An 18,323-nucleotide genomic window follows, 5' to 3' on the forward strand; every position below is an offset into this window, starting at 1 on the left:
CATGACGAACCATCGAGCGTTCATGCGAACCTGTCTGGCAATGATCGTCGCGGGAGCCGCCGGCCTCGCGGTTACGACGTGCGCGAAGGGCCAGGCGACGCCGTCGCCTTCGGAGATCCGGCCACAGGTGGCGCGGCTCCAGCGGATCAACAGTGTCCTGCAGCGGCAGATCGAGCTGGCCGGGGGCAAGCAGTTCTACCTGGTGCTCGACTCTGGTGCCTCAGACATCACCCTGATGCTGAGCGGCGCCGAGCTCCAGCGTTATCCCGTACTCGGGCTGCAGGTGGGCCAGCCGCGGGTCTCGTGGGTCAGACGCCGTGATCCGCGGCCGTGGCAGGACGTCGTCTGGTCACACGGTGAGCTCGACCCGCCGCGCCAGATTGATCGGCTCGTGATCGAGGCCGCTCCGCCTGGCAAGGACACGGCCGAGCCGGAGGCTCCACCCGTGCCTTCCACGCCCGAGGAGTTATATCCGGTGCCGTCGCGGTACCACGTGCGATTCGACGAGGGGCGATCCATTGAGGTTCGCCCGTTGGAAGCCGATGCACAGGCGGGAAGGCTGGCGCGCCTGCGTGCCTGGTGGAGCGCGAAGTGGCACGACGTGGTCGCGGCTGTTTTCGGCACGGACCGCGACGCCGTCCGGTTGCGCATCGTGCTGAATCCCAAAGATGCGGCGTCGCTGTATCGATCCCTGCCGCCCGCCGTGCACCTGGTCATCCTCGCGCAGGGCCGCCCGCCAGCGCCGGGAGGCACGCCGCGCCCGTCCCCCGCTCGCACACCGACAGAGGGAAAGGACTAAAGGTGACCGCCCGCCGCTGCGGCTTGTGACTGGTTTCGTCGTGTGCGCGGCGTTCGTGCTGGTGGTCCCGTCGCCAGCAGCAGCGCTTCCGCCACAACAGGGTCGCTGTCCTATCGGGACAGCCGCTTGCGCTGGACGGCTTTCTTGCCGTCGGCCGGCGGGCTCCAGAAGTCCTGGGAGCGAAGATCGCACTCGCGGATCATCCGGGCGCAGTACTCGTTGTGGCCGAGATCGGCGGCGCCCGTGTTGTTGGTGCCGCAGGCAAACTTGATCCCGGACTGTTTCGCGAGCCTGATGAAGGCGGCGCTGGGGATGCGGTAGCGGTTGTTGATCTCCATCGCGATGCCGTTCGCGGCAAGGCCCTTCACGATCTTCTTCATGCGTGCGGGCGTCCAGAGCGTGTCGTAGTCTGCCGCGATCTGTTCGGGGAGGAAGGTCGGGTTGACGTAGATGTCGATCGGCTCGTTGTCGAAGATGCCGGTGGCCCGGTTGACGAGCGTGTCCATGAACTTCTGCGGGTCGGCGATGACCCCGACCTCGTCCTTGATCCACAGCCGCATGCGCTTGCCGTTCTCGTCGGTCCAGGTCATCGAGTCGGTGAAGACGTAGTCGAATTTCTCGAGCGTCTGTCTCGAGAAGAGGCGCACCCACTCGCGGCCCTCGGCCTGGAACGCGGTGAAGGCCGGCTTACCACGCATCTCGCGCAGAAAGGCCTCAAGCCCGGCATCGCTGTTGACGGGGACGTTGAGGCCCCCGTTGATGGCGATTCCGTAAACGATGCCTGTCTCGCGCGAGCGGCGGAGGGCGTCTTCGAGGGTGAGGTCGCCCTTGACGTGCACGTGGTAGTCGACCCTCGCCCCGGTGGCGGCGCCGGGCAGAGGGGGCTGGGCGAGAGCAGGACTGGAGATCAACGCCAGGCAGGCGAACGCTCGGAGAAGGGACATGCGGGCTCCTTTGGCGGATATGCTAGCCTACTCCCGCTTCGCCGACGCGGACGAAGAACAGAGGCGGCAGGGCATCAACATCACCTGGCAAGAGTGGAGGCATCATGAACGAACATTCCCGACGCGATTTCGTGAGGCTCGCCGCGGTCACGGCGGCACTCGGTGCGATGTCGGGTGCCGGGGAGCGCGCGTTCGCCGCCGCAGGCGCCGCGGCCCCTCGTGCGCCGTTCGATCTCGGCATCGCCTCTTACACGTTCCGCTCGTTCCCATTGGACCAGGCGATCGCGATGACCGCACGCCTGCGCGTGCGGAAGCTCACGTTGAAGGACATGCACCTGCCGATGGCCATCACGGCCCAGGAGATGGAGGCGGTGCGCGCGAAGATGAAGGCCGCCGGCGTCGAACTCTCGTCGTGCGGCGTCGTCTACATGAAGACGGAAGAGGAGGTCCACAAGGCGTTCGCGTACGCCCGGTTGGCAGGCATCAGCATGATGGTGGGCGTGCCGGACGCGCCGCTGCTGGGACTGGCCGAGCAGAAGGTGAAAGAGACCGGCATCGCGATGGCTGTCCACAACCACGGCTCCAACGATCAGCGCTTCCCGAGCCCCGAGAGCGCCTACCGGCTGATCGAGAAGATGGATCGCCGCGTGGGGCTCTGCATCGACGTGGGCCACACGCAGCGTCTGGGCCTGGACCCGGCGGTCGAGGTCGAGCGGTTTTTCGATCGGCTCCTCGACGTGCACATCAAGGACGTCAGCTCCGCTGATGCGAAGGGCACCACCGTCGAGATCGGGAGCGGCGTCATCGACATCCCGAAGCTCCTGAAGACCCTCGTCAGGCTCGGGTACTCGAACACGATTCACTTCGAGCACGAAAAGGACGAGAAGGACCCGTTTCCGGGCGTGGCCGAATCGGTCGGTTACGTGCGGGGCGTGCTGGCGGCCGTGTGATGTCTCGCGTTGTCAGACGACGGTAGGGTCGAGAGAATCGGGGCTCTCCTCCCGCCGCTACGGTTTGACATCCCTCATCTGGCTTGGAGGTGCGCCTTCGTGCTTTCATTGTAATACATGTAATTGACATATGTGTCTATAACGAGTATTACTAGTTTCGGAACAGCAATGGACGCCGTCACACCCATCCGATTCGTCGAACAGTTTCATCTCCTGTTTCTCGTCCAGCTCAGCCGACGTGTAGACAAGAAGCTCTTCGTCGTCAAAGACGGATGCAATCTCCGCTTCTTCCACCGGAGCATCCGCTACTCCGAGGACATGGACCTCGATCTGGGTGACGTGGACACCCACGTCTTCCGGGACAAGGTGCGAGAGATTTTCGCTTCGCGGCCCTTCGCCCAGATCCTCGAGGCCAGGGCTATCCGCATCGACCACGTGACCGAGCATAAGCAGACCGACACGACCCAACGCTGGAAACTTGCACTCCGCGTAGAGGACGCCGCCGTTCCGCTTCCGACGAAGATCGAGTTCTCGAGGCGCGGCCTGGACGAAGGCGTGACGTTTGGCAGCGTCGATGCGAACGTGGCGCGCATGTACCAGTTGCCGCCGCTGATGGTGAGTCACTACGATGCCGCGACGGCGTTCCGCCAGAAGGTTGGTGCGCTCGCGGGACGTCGCGAAACCCAGGCGCGCGACGTGTTCGATCTGCACCACCTGCTCGCGACCGGTGGAGCAGCGGGCGCGGTGGAACAACCCGACCGGCGGGTGGCCGAGCGGGCGAGCGCCAATGCGATGACGGTCGACTTCGGGATGTTCAAGAGCCAGGTGCTGGCCTACCTTCCACCCGACGATCAGGCGCGCTACGACTCATCGTCGGTCTGGGAGACCATCGTGCTGGAGGTGGTCGAGGCGCTCAGGATGGGCCAGCCATGACGCTCCTGGACGCGCTCTCGGCGATCGCGTCGATGGACGAGACCGTGTTCACCACGAGCGACGCCGCCGCCCGTCTGCGAGTCCTGAACGGCCACGCCAGCGTCATGCTCGCGCGCCTGGCGGCCTCCGGCCAGGTGATCCGCCTCAGGCGCGGTGTCTGGGCCCTCCCGAACCGCGTCGATCCGCTCGCACTGCCCGAGTACCTGACATCTCCGTTTCCGGCCTACGTCTCGCTCCAGAGCGCGCTCTATCTTCACGGCATGATCTCGCAGATGCCCGCGGTGACCTATGCCGTCTCGCTGGCGCGGACGCGGCGGTTCACGACTCCGCTCGGCACCGTGTCGATTCATCACGTCCAGCCGGCGTTCTTCTTCGGCTTCGAGGACGCCGGTCGCTCCGGTGGTCGTCTCGCGACGCCGGAGAAGGCCCTGGTTGATTTTCTTTACCTCGCACCGGCGCGGTCCAAACTGTTTCGCGCGCTCCCCGAGCTGGAGTGGCCGAAACGTTTCAGCGTTCGCGAAGCGCGTTCGATCGTGAAGCGGATCGAGCCGGTGAGAAGACGGACGCTCGTGTCCCGCGCGTTGGACCGATTACTGGAGGAGCGAGGGAGATGAGGGTCCGAATCGTGGCCAGGAGTTGCCGAGGGGCTGTAGAAGCCCGAGGACAAGACCGCGTCACGGGGTTCCCGCGGCCGGGTCGTTGACGGCGACAGGCGTGTGGTGGGATAATCCCACCATGATCGTGACACTGGACGCGAAACGCCGACTCACAGTCCCCACCTCGCTGGCCCCGGCTGCGCCGGGCGAGTACTTCGACGCCCGCTTCGACCCTGAGGAAGATGCGATTGTCTTCCGCCGGCTTCCCGCACGTGGGGATTGGTTCACGATCCTCACCGAATGCCCCGTCAGTATGGACGACCTGCCCGCGCGTCGCCGTGAACCCGCTCGGAGGAGAAAACTGTGAGCTGGCTGCTCGACACAGACGTCCTTTCACAACCAGCCAAGCATCACGGCGATCGCAAAGTCGTCGCGTGGCTTGAGCGTGAGAAAGACCGGTGCTACACAAGCGCCGTGGTGATCGCGCAACTGGCTTACTGGGTTCGCACGAAACAGGGACGTCAACGGGAACAGTTACAGGCGTGGCTCACGCGGTTGGTCGAGGCGATGCAGGGCCGCATCCACGGGTTCAACGTGTCGGTGGCGCACGTCTGGGCGGAACAAGAGTACCTGCTCGCAAAAGCCGGCCATCGCATGCCTGTGGAGGACAGCTACATCGCGGCGACGGCCCACCGCTATGGCTTGACGATCGTCACAGGAAACGACCAGGACTTCCGTCGGCCGGGGCTGAAGGTGCTGAATCCATTCACCGAGCTCGCGGATCTGGAGTAGGCACGCGACAGAATCGAGCCTCCGATTGTCTTCGCCTGAGTTGTATCGCGCGCAACCTCGGCCCACGTGCTACACTGTCTTACATGCCTGGAACACTTACCATCCGATTGGACAAGGAACTCGAACGCAGTCTCGACCGGGTCTGCGAGCGGTCTGGCCGCACTCGCAGCGCGGTCATCCGTGACGCGCTGCGCAGGCAATTGGCTCTGTCGAGGTACGAAGACCTGCGGCGCCGCGTGATGCCATTCGCCGAAGCGCGAGGCTACCTGGTAGACGATGACGTGGTGCGAGACATCTCGTGAGGATCCTGCTCGACACAAACGTCCTGGCCAGCGCATTCGCCACTCGAGGCCTGTGTGCCGACGTGCTCCGAGTGGTGCTGTCCGACCACAAACTGGTCGTGCCGGAGGTTGTGCTCGACGAACTGCGCCGCGTGTTGCAGAAGCAGTTCAAGGTTCCGCGGCCCCTGGTTGCGGAGATCGAGGCCTTCCTGCGCGAGCACGACGTGATTCCAAAACCCAAGAGGCCTGGCCCGGTTCGGTTGCGGGACTTGTCAGATGAGTGGGTTGTTGCGTCCGCGTTGGCCGGCCGCGCGGATGTTATCGTCTCTGGCGACGGCGACCTGCTGGTCCTCGGTGACACCGGCCCGGTTCCGGTCTTGTCGCCGAGACAGTTCTGGGAGTGGCTGCAGCCGGGTGCGAAGGTAAAGCGCTGATGACGCCTGTCGGAAGCTCGCGAGGGCGTCGGTGGCTTGGAAGTCTGCCTTCGCCCTTCGGCGGACATCCGCCATAGCCCCTGGATCGCATCCGGGCGACGGAGGATGGTGCGGAAGGGGGGCTTCGGAACATCACACAGATTCTAAAACTCGACACGGTGACACAAGGGCTCAGGTAACTTATGCAGGCGCCATTGAAGAGAACACCAGCCAATCGTAGGCGGCCGCTGAGGCGTACGGCAGGCCCCTCACGAACCCGCGCGCTCATCACGCTGACTCTCGTCCTCGTGGCCGTGCTCGGGGTATCGGCGCGGCAGCGTACGAGTGGGCAGGTTGTCGCCGGTACCGCCGTGGATGCGACGGGCGCCGTGCTGCCTCGCGCACAGGTCACGCTGACCACGACCTCGAACGCCGCGGTGCAGACCACGACCACCGACGCGGCCGGCACGTTTCGGTTCGAGGGTGTGGTGCCGGGTCGGTACGAGATCCGGGTCAGCTTCGAAGGATTCCAGCCGACCATCGCGCAAGTGACCGTTGGCTCTCGGGCGCCTTCAAAGGTTCGCATCATGCTGCCGCTGGCGAACGTCAAGCAGGAAGTCACGGTTAGCAATCAGGCGCGTGAGGTGAGCACGAGCGCCGCGACGAATTCCGATGCGGTCACCGTCGACAAGAACTTGCTCGAGAGCCTGCCGGTGTTCGATCAGGATGTGGTCGCGACGGTGTCGCGATTCCTTGATGCTGGCTCGCTTGGCAACGGTGGCGTCACCGTGGTGGTCAACGGCATGGAAGTGAGCGCGCTCGTGTCATCGTTCCTGGCGCATAGCGGGCCGTGGCGCCCACAGGACTCGATTGAGCAGTAGTGCTGCGCGCTTCGTGATCGCCGCCATCTCTTCAAGGTCCGTGTATTCGCCCGGGGCGTGCTCCTGGGCGCCCAGCCCGCCGAGGCCATCGAGTCCCGAAAGCAGCGTGGCCACAAACGAGATGTCGCCCGCGCCGCGCTTGGACGGATCGTGCGCGGTGATGGGGCCCGTGCCGAGATCGCGCGACACCTGATCGAGCGTCGCGAGCAGCGCGCGATTGCCGTCGGTCGGCTCCATCGACGGCATGCCATCTTCGAACGTGATGCTCGCCGACGTCTTCGGCAGATTCGCCGCGACAATTGCCCGCATCTTTCCGCGGGCCCGCTCCAACTGCTCGCGCGACAGGAAGCGCATGTCGCCCTCGACGATCACCGAGCGGGGCACCACGTTGGTCTTGCCGGTCGCCGTGCCGGTGAAGGTTGCCGAGTCGTACTTGACCTCGGTGCCCCCGATGACCACGCTCGGGTTATAGGTGAGATACGGCTCCCGGAGTTCGGCGTGAAAAGCCTGGAGGATGCGCGCGGCTTCGAAGATCGCGCCGCTGCCGCGGTCATCGCCGAAAATCGTGGACGAGTGCCCCTGAGACCCTGCGACCTCGAGCCGCCACGAGCTGAATCCGCGGCGGCCCACGACCGCCGTTCCGGGTTCGTACCCCTCGAAGGCCAACGCGACGTCGCTGCGTTTCGCTGCCTCGACAAGCGCCGACCGGCTCGACTCGTACGGCCTGCCCGTGTCCTCCTCGTCGCCGGTGAGCACCACGATGACCTGGCGATCGGTGAGGCGCCCGGCAGCGTGAAGCGCACGAAGCGCTTCGACGATGATGACGTTGCCGGACTTCATGTCGGACGAGCCGCTGCCATAGCCACGCCGGCCATCGCGTCGGAACGCCTCGCCCTGCAGCACGGTGTCGAGATGGCCAATCAGCAGAACCCGCGTACCCTTCGTTCCCCGGTGCTCCGCGACCAGATGGCCCGCACGCCCAACCTCCTTCTGGTCAACCCACGTCGTCTCGAAGCCGAGAGACGCCAGTTCCGCGGCGTACAATTCGCCAACCCGTTTCACACCCTCGTGATTCTCGGTGGCGCTCGGGATGTTGACGCAACGCGCGAGCAGGTCGACGGCGGCTTCACGGCGCTGGTCGATAAACTTGAGAACCTGCTGCTCGGCCGACGTGAGTTCGCTGGCTGAGAGATGCACGCTCATCAACAGGCCGACGAAGACGAGGGAACGGCGGATGGTCACAACAACTCCTTTGCGGGTGTCTGGCGTACCGGACGCTCGCACAACATCCATCTCGAATCAGCTTCTCACAGTAGAACGTCCACGTCAGCTCCGGTGAAGAAATCGCCTGACACGTGTCACCGAAACCCGACCGCGACGTCGCCCAACGGCATCACACCTGCGGCTGCAGATTCCCACACGCGGAAATGCACCGGGTGCCACGCCGCCAGCAAATCACCGGAGTTCGTACCAGACACCACGCCCGCTGCCGTGCTGGTTCAGGCTTCCACGATCGACCAGCGCTCGGAAGTGCTGTTTCAGGGTGTTGCGACCTGCGCCTGTCAGGCGGATGGCCGCGCCCATCGTCACACGACCGTGCTCGCGTGCAACTTCCACGATCCGCAACGAGAGTTCAGGCAGCGACGCCAGCACCAGTTTCTCGCGCTCGACCTTCTTCTCCAACCGTCGCACCTGTTCAGCCAGAGAGAACAAGAAGAACTCCAGCCACGGCTGCCAGTTCGGGGCGTCGGTACGGATCGTCGCCTGGGTGAGCCGCAGGGCCAGGTAGTAGGCTTCCTTGTTGTGCTCGATCACGCTCTCCAGGGAGCTGTACGGGACATAGGCATAGCCCGCTTGCAGGAGCAGCAGCGTGGTGAGCACCCGGGAGAGCCGACCGTTGCCATCCTGAAACGGGTGGATTTCAAGAAACACAACGACGCACAGGGCGATGATCAGCAGGGGATGCAGACGTCCTGCATCGCGTTCCTCCTGAACCCAGGTGACCATTTCTGTCATCAGCCGCGGCGTGTCAAAAGGCGTGGCGGTCTGGAACACGATGCCGATCTGGGCGCCGTTCTCGTCAAAGGCAGCAACGCTGTTGGCGTTCGTTTTGTAGTTGCCACGATGCCAAGTGTCCTTCTCGCTGTGGCGGAGCAGGATCTGGTGCAACTGCTTGATGTGGTTCTCAGTGACGGGAATGTCCTGCCACGAGCTGAACACCAGATCCATCAACTCGGCGTAACCGGCCACCTCCTGCTCGTCGCGGGTTGCGAAGGGCGTGATCAGCAGATTCGATAGGAGGCGCTCCACGTCCCGGTCGGAGAGCTTGCTCCCCTCGATCCGCGTGGATGAACCGATGCTCTCGATGGTGGCAACCCGGCGCAGGGCCGACAACCGATCGGGCGCAAGTGTGCCCAGAGCACGCCAAGCGCCCTTGAATTCGTCGATCCTGGCGATCAAGGCCAGAATCTCCTGCGTGATTTGGATGGTGTCAGACCGGATCACGAAACCAATATTACACCCAATTACACCCATTTAGGCCCGTATCCACAAAGACACCCAATTACACCCACTCGGCGTCCGTGATCCGTCCGTACCACACACTCCGGATTCACGCCGCTGCTCATGTCGGTGCCGAGCAGGGCCGCTGGGACACACACCGGCGCGGTCGCTCAGTCGTCGGACGGCAGAACGTAACGCTCTTTGGGGGTCAGATCCTTGGGCTGAACGAATCCGACTTGGCGCCTTCTTGCATCCGTTCTCAGAATCCAGGCGATGTCTTCCATCTCGCGAATGGATGCATGCTGCCGGCTGACGTGCTCGGTGCAGAAGGTAACGGAGAAGGTGATCCGGTTGTGGCCACGAACGGCTCGCGACGATGGGCGACGTTGCGCGTCGTCAGCGATGTCAGTCAGAATGAGTCTCTGCCGGAACATCGGTGGACATGGCAACGACAACGCGAGGTATCCATGATGAACAGGACGATCGGATATGCGGCGCAGAGCGCGACGACGCCGCTTGAATCATTGTCTTTCGAACGCCGCGAACCTGGATCGAGCGATGTGGAGATCGAGATTCAGTACTGCGGAGTCTGCCATTCAGACTTGCACACGGCGCGCAACGAGTGGATGAACACCGTCTATCCTGTGGTCCCTGGTCACGAAATCGTCGGCCGGGTCAGCCGCGTGGGCAGCGGCGTGACGCGCTTCGCGGCCGGCGATCTGGTGGGCGTGGGCTGCATGGTCGATTCCTGCGGCATCTGCTCGGACTGCATCGAGGGCCTGGAACAATACTGCCAGGGTGGCTTGACGCTCACCTACAACAGCGCCGACAAGCACACCAGGACGATGACCTACGGAGGCTACTCGAAGCGCATTGTCGTCGACGAACGTTTCGTGTTGCGTGTTCCGGACACGTTGAGCCTTCCCGGCGTGGCACCGCTCCTCTGCGCGGGGATTACCACCTACTCACCCTTGCGCCACTGGGGAGTGGACAGCGGGAAGAAGGTCGGGATCGTCGGGCTCGGCGGGCTTGGTCACATGGGCCTGAAGTTCGGGCACGCGTTCGGAGCCCACGTCGTGCTGTTCACGACCTCTCCCGGCAAGGCGGCCGATGCACGCCGGCTCGGTGCCGACGACGTCGTGATTTCAACGAACCCCGACGAGATGAAGCGCCACGCCGGCAGTTTGGACTTCATCCTGGACACGGTCGCTGCCCCGCATGACCTGGACGCGCTCACCGCGCTCCTCAAGCGTGACGCGACGCTGTGTCTGGTGGGCGCACCGGCTCACCCGCATCCGTCTCCGGCCGTCTTCAACCTGATCTTCCGGCGACGGCAGATCGCGGGCTCGCTGATCGGCGGCATCCGCGAGACCCAGGAGATGCTCGACTTCTGCGCCGAACACGGCATGACATCGGACGTCGAAGTGATCCCGATGCAGGACATCAACATCGCTTACGAACGCATACTCAAGAGCGACGTGAAATACCGTTTCGTGATCGACCTCGCGTCGTTGCGCTAGCGGGATCGAATCAGGGTGAAGCAACTCGACCGGGTGTTCCGAGCCGGTTCCGAGCTCGACGCGAGAGTAGCCGCGTGGCGAGCCCAGCGACGACGACGGACGTTCAAGCCGCCGTCGCTGGAAACAAGGACGCAGTCGTCTTGCGGTTGAAGAAGTAGACCAGCCGCAACGCACCGCTGTTGCGGAGGCATCACCGAAGAGGAAAGCCGCACGTTCGCACTCCGCGCCGACCGCGAACAGCGCACCGTCTCCCAGCGCGTTGCCTACTGCTTGTCGTAGACCGCCACAGCGTTGACGGTTTGTCCCTGGGCATTCGTGCCAGTGGCCGTGATGGTCATCGTCTTCCCATCGCTGGACACGACAGCGTTCTGAGTGATGGTGACCTTCCCACCCTTCTTGTAGATGTTTCTCGTCGTATTTGCGTCGACACGCGTGATAGCCACGACTTCGCCGTACGGGCTGTTGCCCGTGATGGGGTAGTCCTTCCCGTCGTAGTTCGCGCTGTATGCCCAGTGCTTCACTGTGTCGTCGGCAGCCACCGAATCAACCGAAACCTTGGCGCCTGCGCCCGCGGCCTCGACTGTGAAGGCGGCACTCTTTGATGCGGCTGCCGTGCCAGGACTGACCTTCGTCTTCGCGACGTTCAGCTTCCAGGTGCCAATATTTGTTGGACTGCTGGACTGAGCGAACGTCGTGCCTGCGAGCACGACAACCAACCCAAGTGCGACGACCGCGAAAAGACACGTCTGCCGGATTCTTGCCTGCATGGATCCCTCTCTGTCTCTGGTGCCGAGGTTTATAGTGAGTTGTGACGGATGGGCGAGTCTACCCCAGTCTCAGCGTGTGAGCGGAGGAAATCGGACTACTTCTCTTTCTTTAACGTCGCGATCCAGATATCACCCTCGGTGCCGGTCTCCGTGTACGTAATCCACTTGTCGTCGCGCGACAGGCCGACGCTTCGGCCACCGACGTACCCGCCCACGGTAATGAGCTGGCGCCAGACCTGAGTGTCCGGATACACAATCCAGATGCCGCGACCGTCGCGGACGATCAGACGATGGCCGTCGCTCAGCCAGGCCATTGCCAGCCAGTTCGCGCTGCCCGGTTGCGTCACATACTGCCGCGAGGCCAGCGTGAGTACACCGAGGCGCATACCCGACGGGCCCTGGATGCCGCCGGCGAGGCGCGTGCCGTCGGGCGACCACGCCAGCGGCCAGAAGAAGTTCGTGGCATCGATCGGCGGCTGCAGTTCCAGCGTTCCGCCAGACTCGCCCGGACGCAGGATGTACCAGCCTCCTGGCGTACCCGCCTTCGGGAGTTCCGAGAACGCCACCCGGCCATCCCGCGCCCACGCCGGAATGCTGACAGCGATCCGCGGCGTCGGGATCAGCGTCAGCTCGGTGCTGTCGGGCCGAACGGTCCACATTTGATAGGACCCGGAGCGATCGGAGTAAAAGAGGATGCGCTGCCCATTACTCGACCACACCGGCGAGCGGTTGCGGAACGCGTCATCGGTGAGCCGGGTGTAGTGCGTGCCGTCGATTCTCGCGACGATCACGTCTTCCTGCGCGCCAATTTCCGTGAACACGACCGACTGAACGTCGGGCGACACCTCATGATCGCGAATCGTACGGGTGCCCTTGAGCACGGACACGGCGGGGCCGACGACCGCTTCGCGCGCCGGATCGAAAGCGACCTTAAGCAGGGTCGAGCGCCAGTCGAGACTCGCATAGGCGAGCTTCGTGCCGTCGCGGGAGATCGAGTAGTAACCGCTCCAGTTCGACGGCGTCGTCAGCGGCTCGGCGGCGCCGCGCGTGCGTCCGCTCGCCTCGTCTATCGGCACGCGCCACAGGTTCATGGGGCCGCCGCGAGTGCTGGAGAAATACAGGAACGTTCCGTCCGGTGACCACGTCGGACTCCAGTCGACGGCGGGATCATCGGTGACGGACACCCCGCCGGTGGCCGCCTCCGAGCCGTCGGCGGCGACCGTCCAGAGGTCGCGCTGTCCGCCGGCGCGCAGTCCCCAATAGGCGATCCGCGTCCCATGCGGTGACCAGTTCGGCTGCATCGCGTCACCGACGCCGACGACGACGCGCCGGACTCTGGTCGCAACATCGACCGCCGAGAGCCCGTCGGCCCTGGTGGCGCGATCGGTCGGCGAAAAAAAGGTCCCGTGGCTGACCGCGATTTCCCGACCGTCTGGCGACCACGCCGGGTGGTACCCGAAGTCGGTGATCCGCTTCACCGATTCACCTGTCGCGCTCATCACGAAGATACCGCCGGGGTCCCGCTCGGACCGAAACGCGATTCGCTCGCCCTCGGGAGAGAAAGCCGGCTGCGAGTCGTTGAAGCGAGAATCCGCAGTCAGCCCGACGGCATTGCGACCGCCCACGTGCACGCTGTAGATGTGAGAACTACCCGACGCGCCAGCCGCATAGACGACGGTGCGTCCATCCGGCGAGATCGTCGGCTGCGTCTCGACGCCGGGGCTGTCGGTGACCTGCTGAAACGAGACGACCGTTGGCCCGCCGGACGAGCGTCCCGCCGGCGCGACGTATCGTCCTGCGACAAACGCCGCGCCCGCAAGCAGCAGCCCCGCCGCCGCGAAGGCGATGACGGGCGCGCGAGCGCGACGAGGCGCTGGCGCCATCGAGGCCGGCGACCGCCCGCTCGGCGGACGATCAGACGCGCCACGAGCAGGACCGTCAGCAACAGAACGGTCGCAAAGGTCGCGACGACCAACGTCTCGATCCGCAACGCGACGAAGGATCGGCCGCTCGCTGCTGTGCTTCTGGCCGCTCGCGGCGGATTGTGGTAGTGCTATCGTGATATACATGTGGTAGCGTTTTATGTATACTACGAGAGCATGGTCCAGCGTCCGTTCTGGCAGCATCGCCTCGAGCAGGCATGGCGCGACGCCCCGATTGCCTGGCTCTGCGGGGTTCGTCGCTGTGGGAAAACGACGCTCGCCCAAAGCCTCGGCTCCAAGCGAACGCTCTATGTGAACTGTGACCTGCCAACGACGGAAGACATGGTCCGCGACCCCCAGGTCTTCTTCCGCTCCGTCGGCAAGCCCGTGGTGGTCTTTGACGAGATCCACCAACTGCGGGACCCGGCCCGCGTGCTGAAGATCGGAGCCGACGCGTTTCCGAAGCTGAAGATCCTGGCGACGGGTTCATCGACGCTCGCCGCCAGCAAGAAGTTCCGCGACACGTTGACGGGGCGAAAGCGGACGATCCACATGCTCCCTGTCCTGTTGGAGGAACTTCCAGCCTTCGGCGTGACCCTGAACGATCGGCTCTTTCGCGGCGGTCTGCCGTCGGCGCTGCTCGCCGACGCCAAGACTCCGGCGTTCTACCGGGAGTGGCTGGACTCGTTCTTCGCGCGCGACATCCAGCGCCTCTTCGGGTTCCGGGACATCAATCGGTTCAACGCCTTTTTCGAATACGTCCTGCGTCAGAGCGGCGGCCAGTTCGAAGTGACGTCGGCCGCGAGGGATCTCGGCATCACGCGGCCCACCGTCGAGAGCCATCTGCGCGCGCTGGAAATCACGCACGCGGCGTCGGTGGTCCGCCCATTCCACGGCGGCGGGCAGAATGAGCTGGCCAAGCAGCCCAAGGTCTACGGGTTCGACACCGGGATGGTGAGCTTCGCGCGCGGGTGGGACCCGCTCCGGCGCGACGACCTCGGCGTCCTCTGGGAGCATCTCGTACTCGAACATCTGCAGGCGCACTTTCCACAGACGCCCGTTCTCTATTGGCGGGACAAGGCCCAACGCGAGCTCGACTTCGTGCTCGCGCATCGGCGGAATGCCGTGGATGTCGTCGAGTGCAAGTGGGACCCGGCCGCGTTCGACGTCGCGGCGCTCCGCGTGTTTCGCGGGTACTACCCGAACGGCCGGAACTACCTCGTCACGCCGTCTGGCGATCCGACCTACACCAGGCAGTTCGGGAGACTGGACGTGCGCGTCTGCACGCCGACCGAGCTGCACGCGTAGGCGACACGGCATCGCTCCAGCCGGATCGATGGCCCGATGTGACGGTGGCGTCGAGACGCTGGAAAGGCCCGTCCATCTCGACTCTGATTCAGCCGGCGCAGTCGTTCAGTCGTCTTCCGGCAGAACGTACCGCTCTTTGGGCGTCAAGTCCTTGGGCTGGACGAATCCGACCTGGCGCCTTCTCGCATCGGTTCTCAGGATCCAGGCGATGTCTTCCATTTCGCGGATGGATGCGTGCTGCCTGCTGACGTGATCGGTGCAGAAGTTAACGGCGAAGGTGATCCGGTTATGGCCGGACGTCAGCATGCCGCACTCCACGATTTCGTCCCGAAGGCGAACGCCCTTCGCGACGATCGAGTGCCGACAACTGAGGCACAGAGACGGCTCGCCCGGGCGTGCGGTGCTGCCCTCAATCTTGATGCGCATCGACATGTCCTCCTACAGGTGCGTCATGCAACACCTCCTTTTTGCGAGCATGTGACGACGATGCCATCGTCGAACGACGCGAGTCAAGTGGTGGGGGCGTGGTGTGGGGCCGAGATGCTCACCGCCCCGATCGTGGCGGAAGCGACGCGGGATCTTGGCTCACGGCTCCATGCCGGCAGCCGTGAGCGCAGCAAGGCCGCGGCCCAACGGCCCGGACCCGGCGGCGCTTGAGAGCTGTTCAGCGCCGCGGGTCAGGCCCGAAGGTGACCTTGCCGGAGGAGGGCCCCTCGCGCTCCCACGGTCCGCGCGGGTTGGGTCATTGACGACGATGATGCCGGGTGGGATAATCCCACCATGATCGTGACACTGGATGCGAAACGCCGACTCACTGTTCCCACCTCGCTGGCCCCGGCTGTGCCGGGCGAGTACTTCGACGCCCGCTTTGACCCTGAGGAAGACGCGATTGTCTTTCGCCGACTTCCCGCACACGGGGATTGGTTCACCATCCTCACGGAATGCCCCGTCAGCATGGACGACCTGCCCGTGCGCCGCCGTGAGCCCGCTCGGAGAAGAAAGCTGTGAGCTGGTTGCTCGACACTGACGTCCTCTCACAACCAGCCAAGCGTCACGGCGATCGTAAGGTGATCGCGTGGCTGCAGCGTGAGAAGGACCGGTGCTACACAAGCGCCATCGTCATCGCGCAACTGGCCTATTGGGTCCGCACGAAACAGGGACGTCAACGGGAACAGTTACAGGCGTGGCTCACGCGGCTGGTTGACGCGATGCAGGGCCGCATCCACGGGTTCAACGTGTCGGTGGCGCACGTCTGGGCGGAACAAGAGTACCTGCTCGCAAAAGCCAGCCATCGCATGCCCGTGGAGGACAGCTACATCGCGGCCACGGCCCGCCGGCACGGATTGACGATCGTGACCGGAAACGACCAGGACTTCCGCCGGCCGGGATTGAAGGTGCTGAATCCATTCACCGAACTTCCCGACGAGAAGTAGGCTCGGGGTGTGCCTCCGGCAGCAACCGGGCCGCAGCGCTGGCGTACCGAACGGAATTGCCGGATTGATCCGGTTCAGAGAATGAAGAGGGGGTCCACCTTCGCGCCTCCGCTCTTCGAGCTTCGGCGTCGGAAGCGAACCCCCACACTCTTGCGAGTGCCAGCCCCTCAAGCTGGCGAAATAGGTATGCACACATGATCAGACGCGGACTGTATTGACGGATCCTGATCACACGTGATCTCAAGCGTGCGCCCGTGACGACTTTATTCGCACATATTCGCACACGCTGGGAGCCGCGCTCAGAGACATCACGCCCGGGCTGGAGATTCTCTCGCTTTCACGGATTTCGTGAATGCCAGGACCAGGGCGGCTATCCCGTTGACATCTCAACCGGCGTTGGGACAGCGGGCCGGAGAGCGTCCCTACCGGCTTGTGCAAGGAGAGCCACGCGGAGCCACGTGCCGCTGTCGGTATGGTTCCCTCGGCCACGCGCCTTGTCCGCCGTCGCCCGTCGTGAGCCGGTGCAGGGACCTGTGGACCTTGGGCGCAGAGCCGATCGGGGGGGCGCGGGCAGCGTCGTCTGAGGGGTCTTCTGTGTACCTGGTGAGCCGCGCCCCGCTAATCCGGCCTGTCGTCCGGCGTCAGGTAAACTATCAGGCGTCGCGGGTCGTAGGTTCCATAGTCAGGGGGTTGCGTTTTGGGTGGAGATCGCGGGTGAGGAGCGCGTGGGTGCGGCCGTTACGACGAATCGCGTCGTTGAGGCTGACGGCTGTCTCCGCGGCCCCCTCCCTCGATTCGCCCGACCGCGGCATAGATCGTTCCAACGGCTCGCACTCGAATTCGCGAGCCTTTACCCCGCCACAACTGTCCATCGGATTGCTTGGAGCCCATCTGTGTTCATGATTCCTCCGCACGTTCTCGAGGATGTGAGCGTCGCTCGTCGGTTCGGCCTCCCTTGTCTCGCGTTTCTGGCGGTTTCGCTGCTGGCGATCGGCTGCAACGGAACCCCGGCCCAAAGCACAGGGAGCGGCGGTCGCGGTGGACGTGGGGGCCGCGGTGGTGGCGGTGCTCCGCAACCGGTCGTTACCGCCAAGGTCTCTCAGAAGAACGTGCCGGTCGACATCGCCGCGGTCGGGAACGTCGAGGCCTACACCACCGTTTCTGTCCGCTCGCAGGTTACCGGCCAGCTGCAGAGGGCTTTCTTCCAAGACGGCGACGTGGTGAAGAAGGGCGACCGGCTTTTCACGATCGACCCCCGGCCGCTCGAGGCGGCCCTGAAGCAGGCCGAGGCCACATTCGTCCGGGATCAGGCGCTGCTCAACCAGGCAGAAGCGCAGATCGCTCGTGACGGCGCCAACGCGGAATATCAGCAGATCGCGGCCGAACGCCAGGCGCAGTTGGTCGCCAGAGGCCTTCTGTCGAAGGACGCCGGTGACCAGTCTCGTGCTGCAGCCGACGCAACGCTCGGGACAATCAAAGCCGACAAGGCGGCGTTCGAAAGCGCGAAGGCGCAGCTCGCCGTGCAGCAGTCGGTGGTCGACAACGCCAAGGTCCTGCTCAGCTATACGGACATCCGCGCGACAATCGATGGCCGAACCGGCAGCAACACCGTCAGGCCCGGCAACCTCGTCACCGCCAACTCCACCGAGCTCGTGACGGTTTCCCAGCTGCAGCCGGTGTATGTCACGTTTGCGGTCCCGGCCGTGCACCTGCCAACTATCAAGGGTCACGCCGGCGCCGACCAGCTGATGGTCATGGCGACAACGCCTGAAGTCGGCGGCCAGCCGATCGAGGGACGCCTGACGTTTGTTGACAACGCAGTCGATCAGACGACCGATACGATCAAGCTCAAGGCGACGTTTCCCAACCACGATCTCCGGCTGTGGCCTGGTCAGTTCACTCGCGTGAGCCTGCGGCTCACAACGCTCATGAACGCGACGGTCATTCCGAGCCAGGCCGTTCAGACCGGCCAGAACGGTCAGTTTGTCTTCGTCGTCACGCGTGACGCCACCGTGGAACAGCGCCCCATCACCGTCGCCCAGCGGATGGGCGAAGTGGTCGTCGTCGGCAAGGGGGTATCCGTCGGCGAGACGATCGTAACGGAGGGCCAGCTTCGTCTTGAGCAAGGGACACGCGTGCAGAGCTCGGATGGCGTTGGCGCGGCCGGGGCGGGCGCGAGCGGAGGTCGGAGCGGCCGTGGCCGGGGCGGGCGGGGTGGTCGCGGCCGAGGAAGCGATGGGCGGAGTGGAACAGGCCGGCAGGGCGCTCAATAGGGCGGCGCC

General features: G+C 64.4%; 20 protein-coding genes. 14 read left to right on the plus strand and 6 right to left on the minus strand.

The genetic code is table 11. The features are described from left to right. Position 1 precedes the first annotated feature (1 nt). Positions 2-799 (plus strand): hypothetical protein, encoded by a 798-nt coding sequence (locus tag NT151_06790; GenBank protein MCX6538621.1) that lies wholly within the window; start codon positions 2-4, stop codon positions 797-799. 110 nt (positions 800-909) lie between these two features. Here the strand turns inward: NT151_06790 and NT151_06795 are convergent, their stop codons facing one another. Beyond that, positions 910-1,743: a hypothetical protein gene (locus tag NT151_06795; GenBank protein MCX6538622.1), complete on the minus strand. Its 834-nt coding sequence runs from the start codon at positions 1,741-1,743 to the stop codon at positions 910-912. Between the two features lie 104 nt (positions 1,744-1,847). Here NT151_06795 and NT151_06800 point away from each other — a divergent pair, with 104 nt between their 5' ends. The 8 genes from NT151_06800 to NT151_06835 all read left to right on the plus strand — a co-directional run bounded on the left by NT151_06800 (position 1,848) and on the right by NT151_06835 (position 6,589). Then, positions 1,848-2,693 carry a TIM barrel protein gene (locus NT151_06800; protein ID MCX6538623.1) on the plus strand — a complete coding sequence of 282 codons (846 nt, stop codon included), beginning with the start codon at positions 1,848-1,850 and terminating at the stop codon, positions 2,691-2,693. 168 nt (positions 2,694-2,861) lie between these two features. Further along, positions 2,862-3,626 carry a nucleotidyl transferase AbiEii/AbiGii toxin family protein gene (locus NT151_06805; GenBank protein MCX6538624.1) on the plus strand — a complete coding sequence of 255 codons (765 nt, stop codon included), beginning with the start codon at positions 2,862-2,864 and terminating at the stop codon, positions 3,624-3,626. After that, on the plus strand, positions 3,623-4,240 hold the full coding sequence (locus NT151_06810) for a hypothetical protein (GenBank protein MCX6538625.1): 618 nt from the start codon (positions 3,623-3,625) through the stop codon (positions 4,238-4,240). Before NT151_06805 ends, NT151_06810 begins: the two co-directional genes overlap by 4 nt. A gap of 121 nt (positions 4,241-4,361) precedes the next feature. Beyond that, entirely contained in the window at positions 4,362-4,589 is a 228-nt protein-coding gene (locus tag NT151_06815; GenBank protein ID MCX6538626.1) for a hypothetical protein, read from the plus strand. Next, entirely contained in the window at positions 4,586-5,014 is a 429-nt protein-coding gene (locus NT151_06820) for a PIN domain-containing protein (protein ID MCX6538627.1), read from the plus strand. The genes NT151_06815 and NT151_06820 overlap by 4 nt, the downstream gene beginning before the upstream one ends. Before the next feature lie 83 nt (positions 5,015-5,097). Continuing rightward, a complete protein-coding gene (locus tag NT151_06825) occupies positions 5,098-5,316 on the plus strand; it encodes a ribbon-helix-helix protein, CopG family (protein ID MCX6538628.1) in 219 nt (72 codons plus the stop codon). Further along, positions 5,313-5,729: a putative toxin-antitoxin system toxin component, PIN family gene (locus tag NT151_06830; protein ID MCX6538629.1), complete on the plus strand. Its 417-nt coding sequence runs from the start codon at positions 5,313-5,315 to the stop codon at positions 5,727-5,729. Before NT151_06825 ends, NT151_06830 begins: the two co-directional genes overlap by 4 nt. Before the next feature lie 194 nt (positions 5,730-5,923). Next, positions 5,924-6,589: a carboxypeptidase-like regulatory domain-containing protein gene (locus NT151_06835; protein ID MCX6538630.1), complete on the plus strand. Its 666-nt coding sequence runs from the start codon at positions 5,924-5,926 to the stop codon at positions 6,587-6,589. Here NT151_06835 and NT151_06840 read toward each other — a convergent pair. Continuing rightward, positions 6,533-7,831 carry a M20/M25/M40 family metallo-hydrolase gene (locus NT151_06840; protein ID MCX6538631.1) on the minus strand — a complete coding sequence of 433 codons (1,299 nt, stop codon included), beginning with the start codon at positions 7,829-7,831 and terminating at the stop codon, positions 6,533-6,535. The genes NT151_06835 and NT151_06840 overlap by 57 nt on opposite strands. A 213-nt stretch (positions 7,832-8,044) precedes the next feature. Then, positions 8,045-9,094, minus strand: a complete 1,050-nt coding sequence (locus NT151_06845; protein MCX6538632.1) for a DUF977 family protein — start codon at positions 9,092-9,094, stop codon at positions 8,045-8,047. 467 nt (positions 9,095-9,561) lie between these two features. Here NT151_06845 and NT151_06850 point away from each other — a divergent pair, with 467 nt between their 5' ends. Continuing rightward, a complete protein-coding gene (locus tag NT151_06850; protein MCX6538633.1) occupies positions 9,562-10,611 on the plus strand; it encodes an NAD(P)-dependent alcohol dehydrogenase in 1,050 nt (349 codons plus the stop codon). A 263-nt stretch (positions 10,612-10,874) separates the two neighbouring features. Here NT151_06850 and NT151_06855 read toward each other — a convergent pair whose 3' ends face one another. Continuing rightward, on the minus strand, positions 10,875-11,378 hold the full coding sequence (locus tag NT151_06855) for a hypothetical protein (protein MCX6538634.1): 504 nt from the start codon (positions 11,376-11,378) through the stop codon (positions 10,875-10,877). 95 nt (positions 11,379-11,473) lie between these two features. Further along, positions 11,474-13,261, minus strand: a complete 1,788-nt coding sequence (locus tag NT151_06860; GenBank protein MCX6538635.1) for a hypothetical protein — start codon at positions 13,259-13,261, stop codon at positions 11,474-11,476. Positions 13,262-13,477: 216 nt separating this feature from the next. On the opposite strand from NT151_06860, the gene NT151_06865 reads away from it, so the two are divergent. Then, entirely contained in the window at positions 13,478-14,608 is a 1,131-nt protein-coding gene (locus tag NT151_06865; GenBank protein MCX6538636.1) for an ATP-binding protein, read from the plus strand. A gap of 105 nt (positions 14,609-14,713) precedes the next feature. Here the strand turns inward: NT151_06865 and NT151_06870 are convergent, their stop codons facing one another. Continuing rightward, positions 14,714-15,034, minus strand: a complete 321-nt coding sequence (locus NT151_06870; GenBank protein ID MCX6538637.1) for a hypothetical protein — start codon at positions 15,032-15,034, stop codon at positions 14,714-14,716. A gap of 354 nt (positions 15,035-15,388) precedes the next feature. Between NT151_06870 and NT151_06875 the strand changes: the two genes are divergently transcribed. From NT151_06875 to NT151_06885, 3 genes are all read left to right on the plus strand, one after another. Then, positions 15,389-15,616: a hypothetical protein gene (locus NT151_06875; protein ID MCX6538638.1), complete on the plus strand. Its 228-nt coding sequence runs from the start codon at positions 15,389-15,391 to the stop codon at positions 15,614-15,616. Continuing rightward, positions 15,613-16,041, plus strand: coding sequence for a type II toxin-antitoxin system VapC family toxin (locus NT151_06880; GenBank protein ID MCX6538639.1), 429 nt, complete (start codon positions 15,613-15,615; stop codon positions 16,039-16,041). Before NT151_06875 ends, NT151_06880 begins: the two co-directional genes overlap by 4 nt. Positions 16,042-16,940: 899 nt before the next feature. Beyond that, complete coding sequence (locus NT151_06885) at positions 16,941-18,314, plus strand: efflux RND transporter periplasmic adaptor subunit (protein MCX6538640.1); 1,374 nt, start codon at positions 16,941-16,943, stop codon at positions 18,312-18,314. Positions 18,315-18,323 lie beyond the last annotated feature (9 nt).

Source organism: Acidobacteriota bacterium (assembly GCA_026393675.1).
Classification (GTDB): Bacteria; Acidobacteriota; Vicinamibacteria; order Vicinamibacterales; family JAKQTR01; genus JBAXOX01.

Excerpts from the sequence above, each read along its gene's own strand:
- NT151_06790 (MCX6538621.1), top strand. The coding sequence starts at position 2 with ATGACGAACCATCGAGCGTTCATGCGAACCTGTCTGGCAATGATCGTC.
- NT151_06795 (MCX6538622.1), bottom strand. The coding sequence starts at position 1,743 with ATGTCCCTTCTCCGAGCGTTCGCCTGCCTGGCGTTGATCTCCAGTCCT.
- NT151_06800 (MCX6538623.1), top strand. The coding sequence starts at position 1,848 with ATGAACGAACATTCCCGACGCGATTTCGTGAGGCTCGCCGCGGTCACG.
- NT151_06805 (MCX6538624.1), top strand. The coding sequence starts at position 2,862 with ATGGACGCCGTCACACCCATCCGATTCGTCGAACAGTTTCATCTCCTG.
- NT151_06810 (MCX6538625.1), top strand. The coding sequence starts at position 3,623 with ATGACGCTCCTGGACGCGCTCTCGGCGATCGCGTCGATGGACGAGACC.
- NT151_06815 (MCX6538626.1), top strand. The coding sequence starts at position 4,362 with ATGATCGTGACACTGGACGCGAAACGCCGACTCACAGTCCCCACCTCG.
- NT151_06825 (MCX6538628.1), top strand. The coding sequence starts at position 5,098 with ATGCCTGGAACACTTACCATCCGATTGGACAAGGAACTCGAACGCAGT.
- NT151_06850 (MCX6538633.1), top strand. The coding sequence starts at position 9,562 with ATGAACAGGACGATCGGATATGCGGCGCAGAGCGCGACGACGCCGCTT.
- NT151_06855 (MCX6538634.1), bottom strand. The coding sequence starts at position 11,378 with ATGCAGGCAAGAATCCGGCAGACGTGTCTTTTCGCGGTCGTCGCACTT.
- NT151_06860 (MCX6538635.1), bottom strand. The coding sequence starts at position 13,261 with ATGGCGCCAGCGCCTCGTCGCGCTCGCGCGCCCGTCATCGCCTTCGCG.
- NT151_06865 (MCX6538636.1), top strand. The coding sequence starts at position 13,478 with ATGGTCCAGCGTCCGTTCTGGCAGCATCGCCTCGAGCAGGCATGGCGC.
- NT151_06870 (MCX6538637.1), bottom strand. The coding sequence starts at position 15,034 with ATGCGCATCAAGATTGAGGGCAGCACCGCACGCCCGGGCGAGCCGTCT.
- NT151_06875 (MCX6538638.1), top strand. The coding sequence starts at position 15,389 with ATGATCGTGACACTGGATGCGAAACGCCGACTCACTGTTCCCACCTCG.
- NT151_06885 (MCX6538640.1), top strand. The coding sequence starts at position 16,941 with ATGATTCCTCCGCACGTTCTCGAGGATGTGAGCGTCGCTCGTCGGTTC.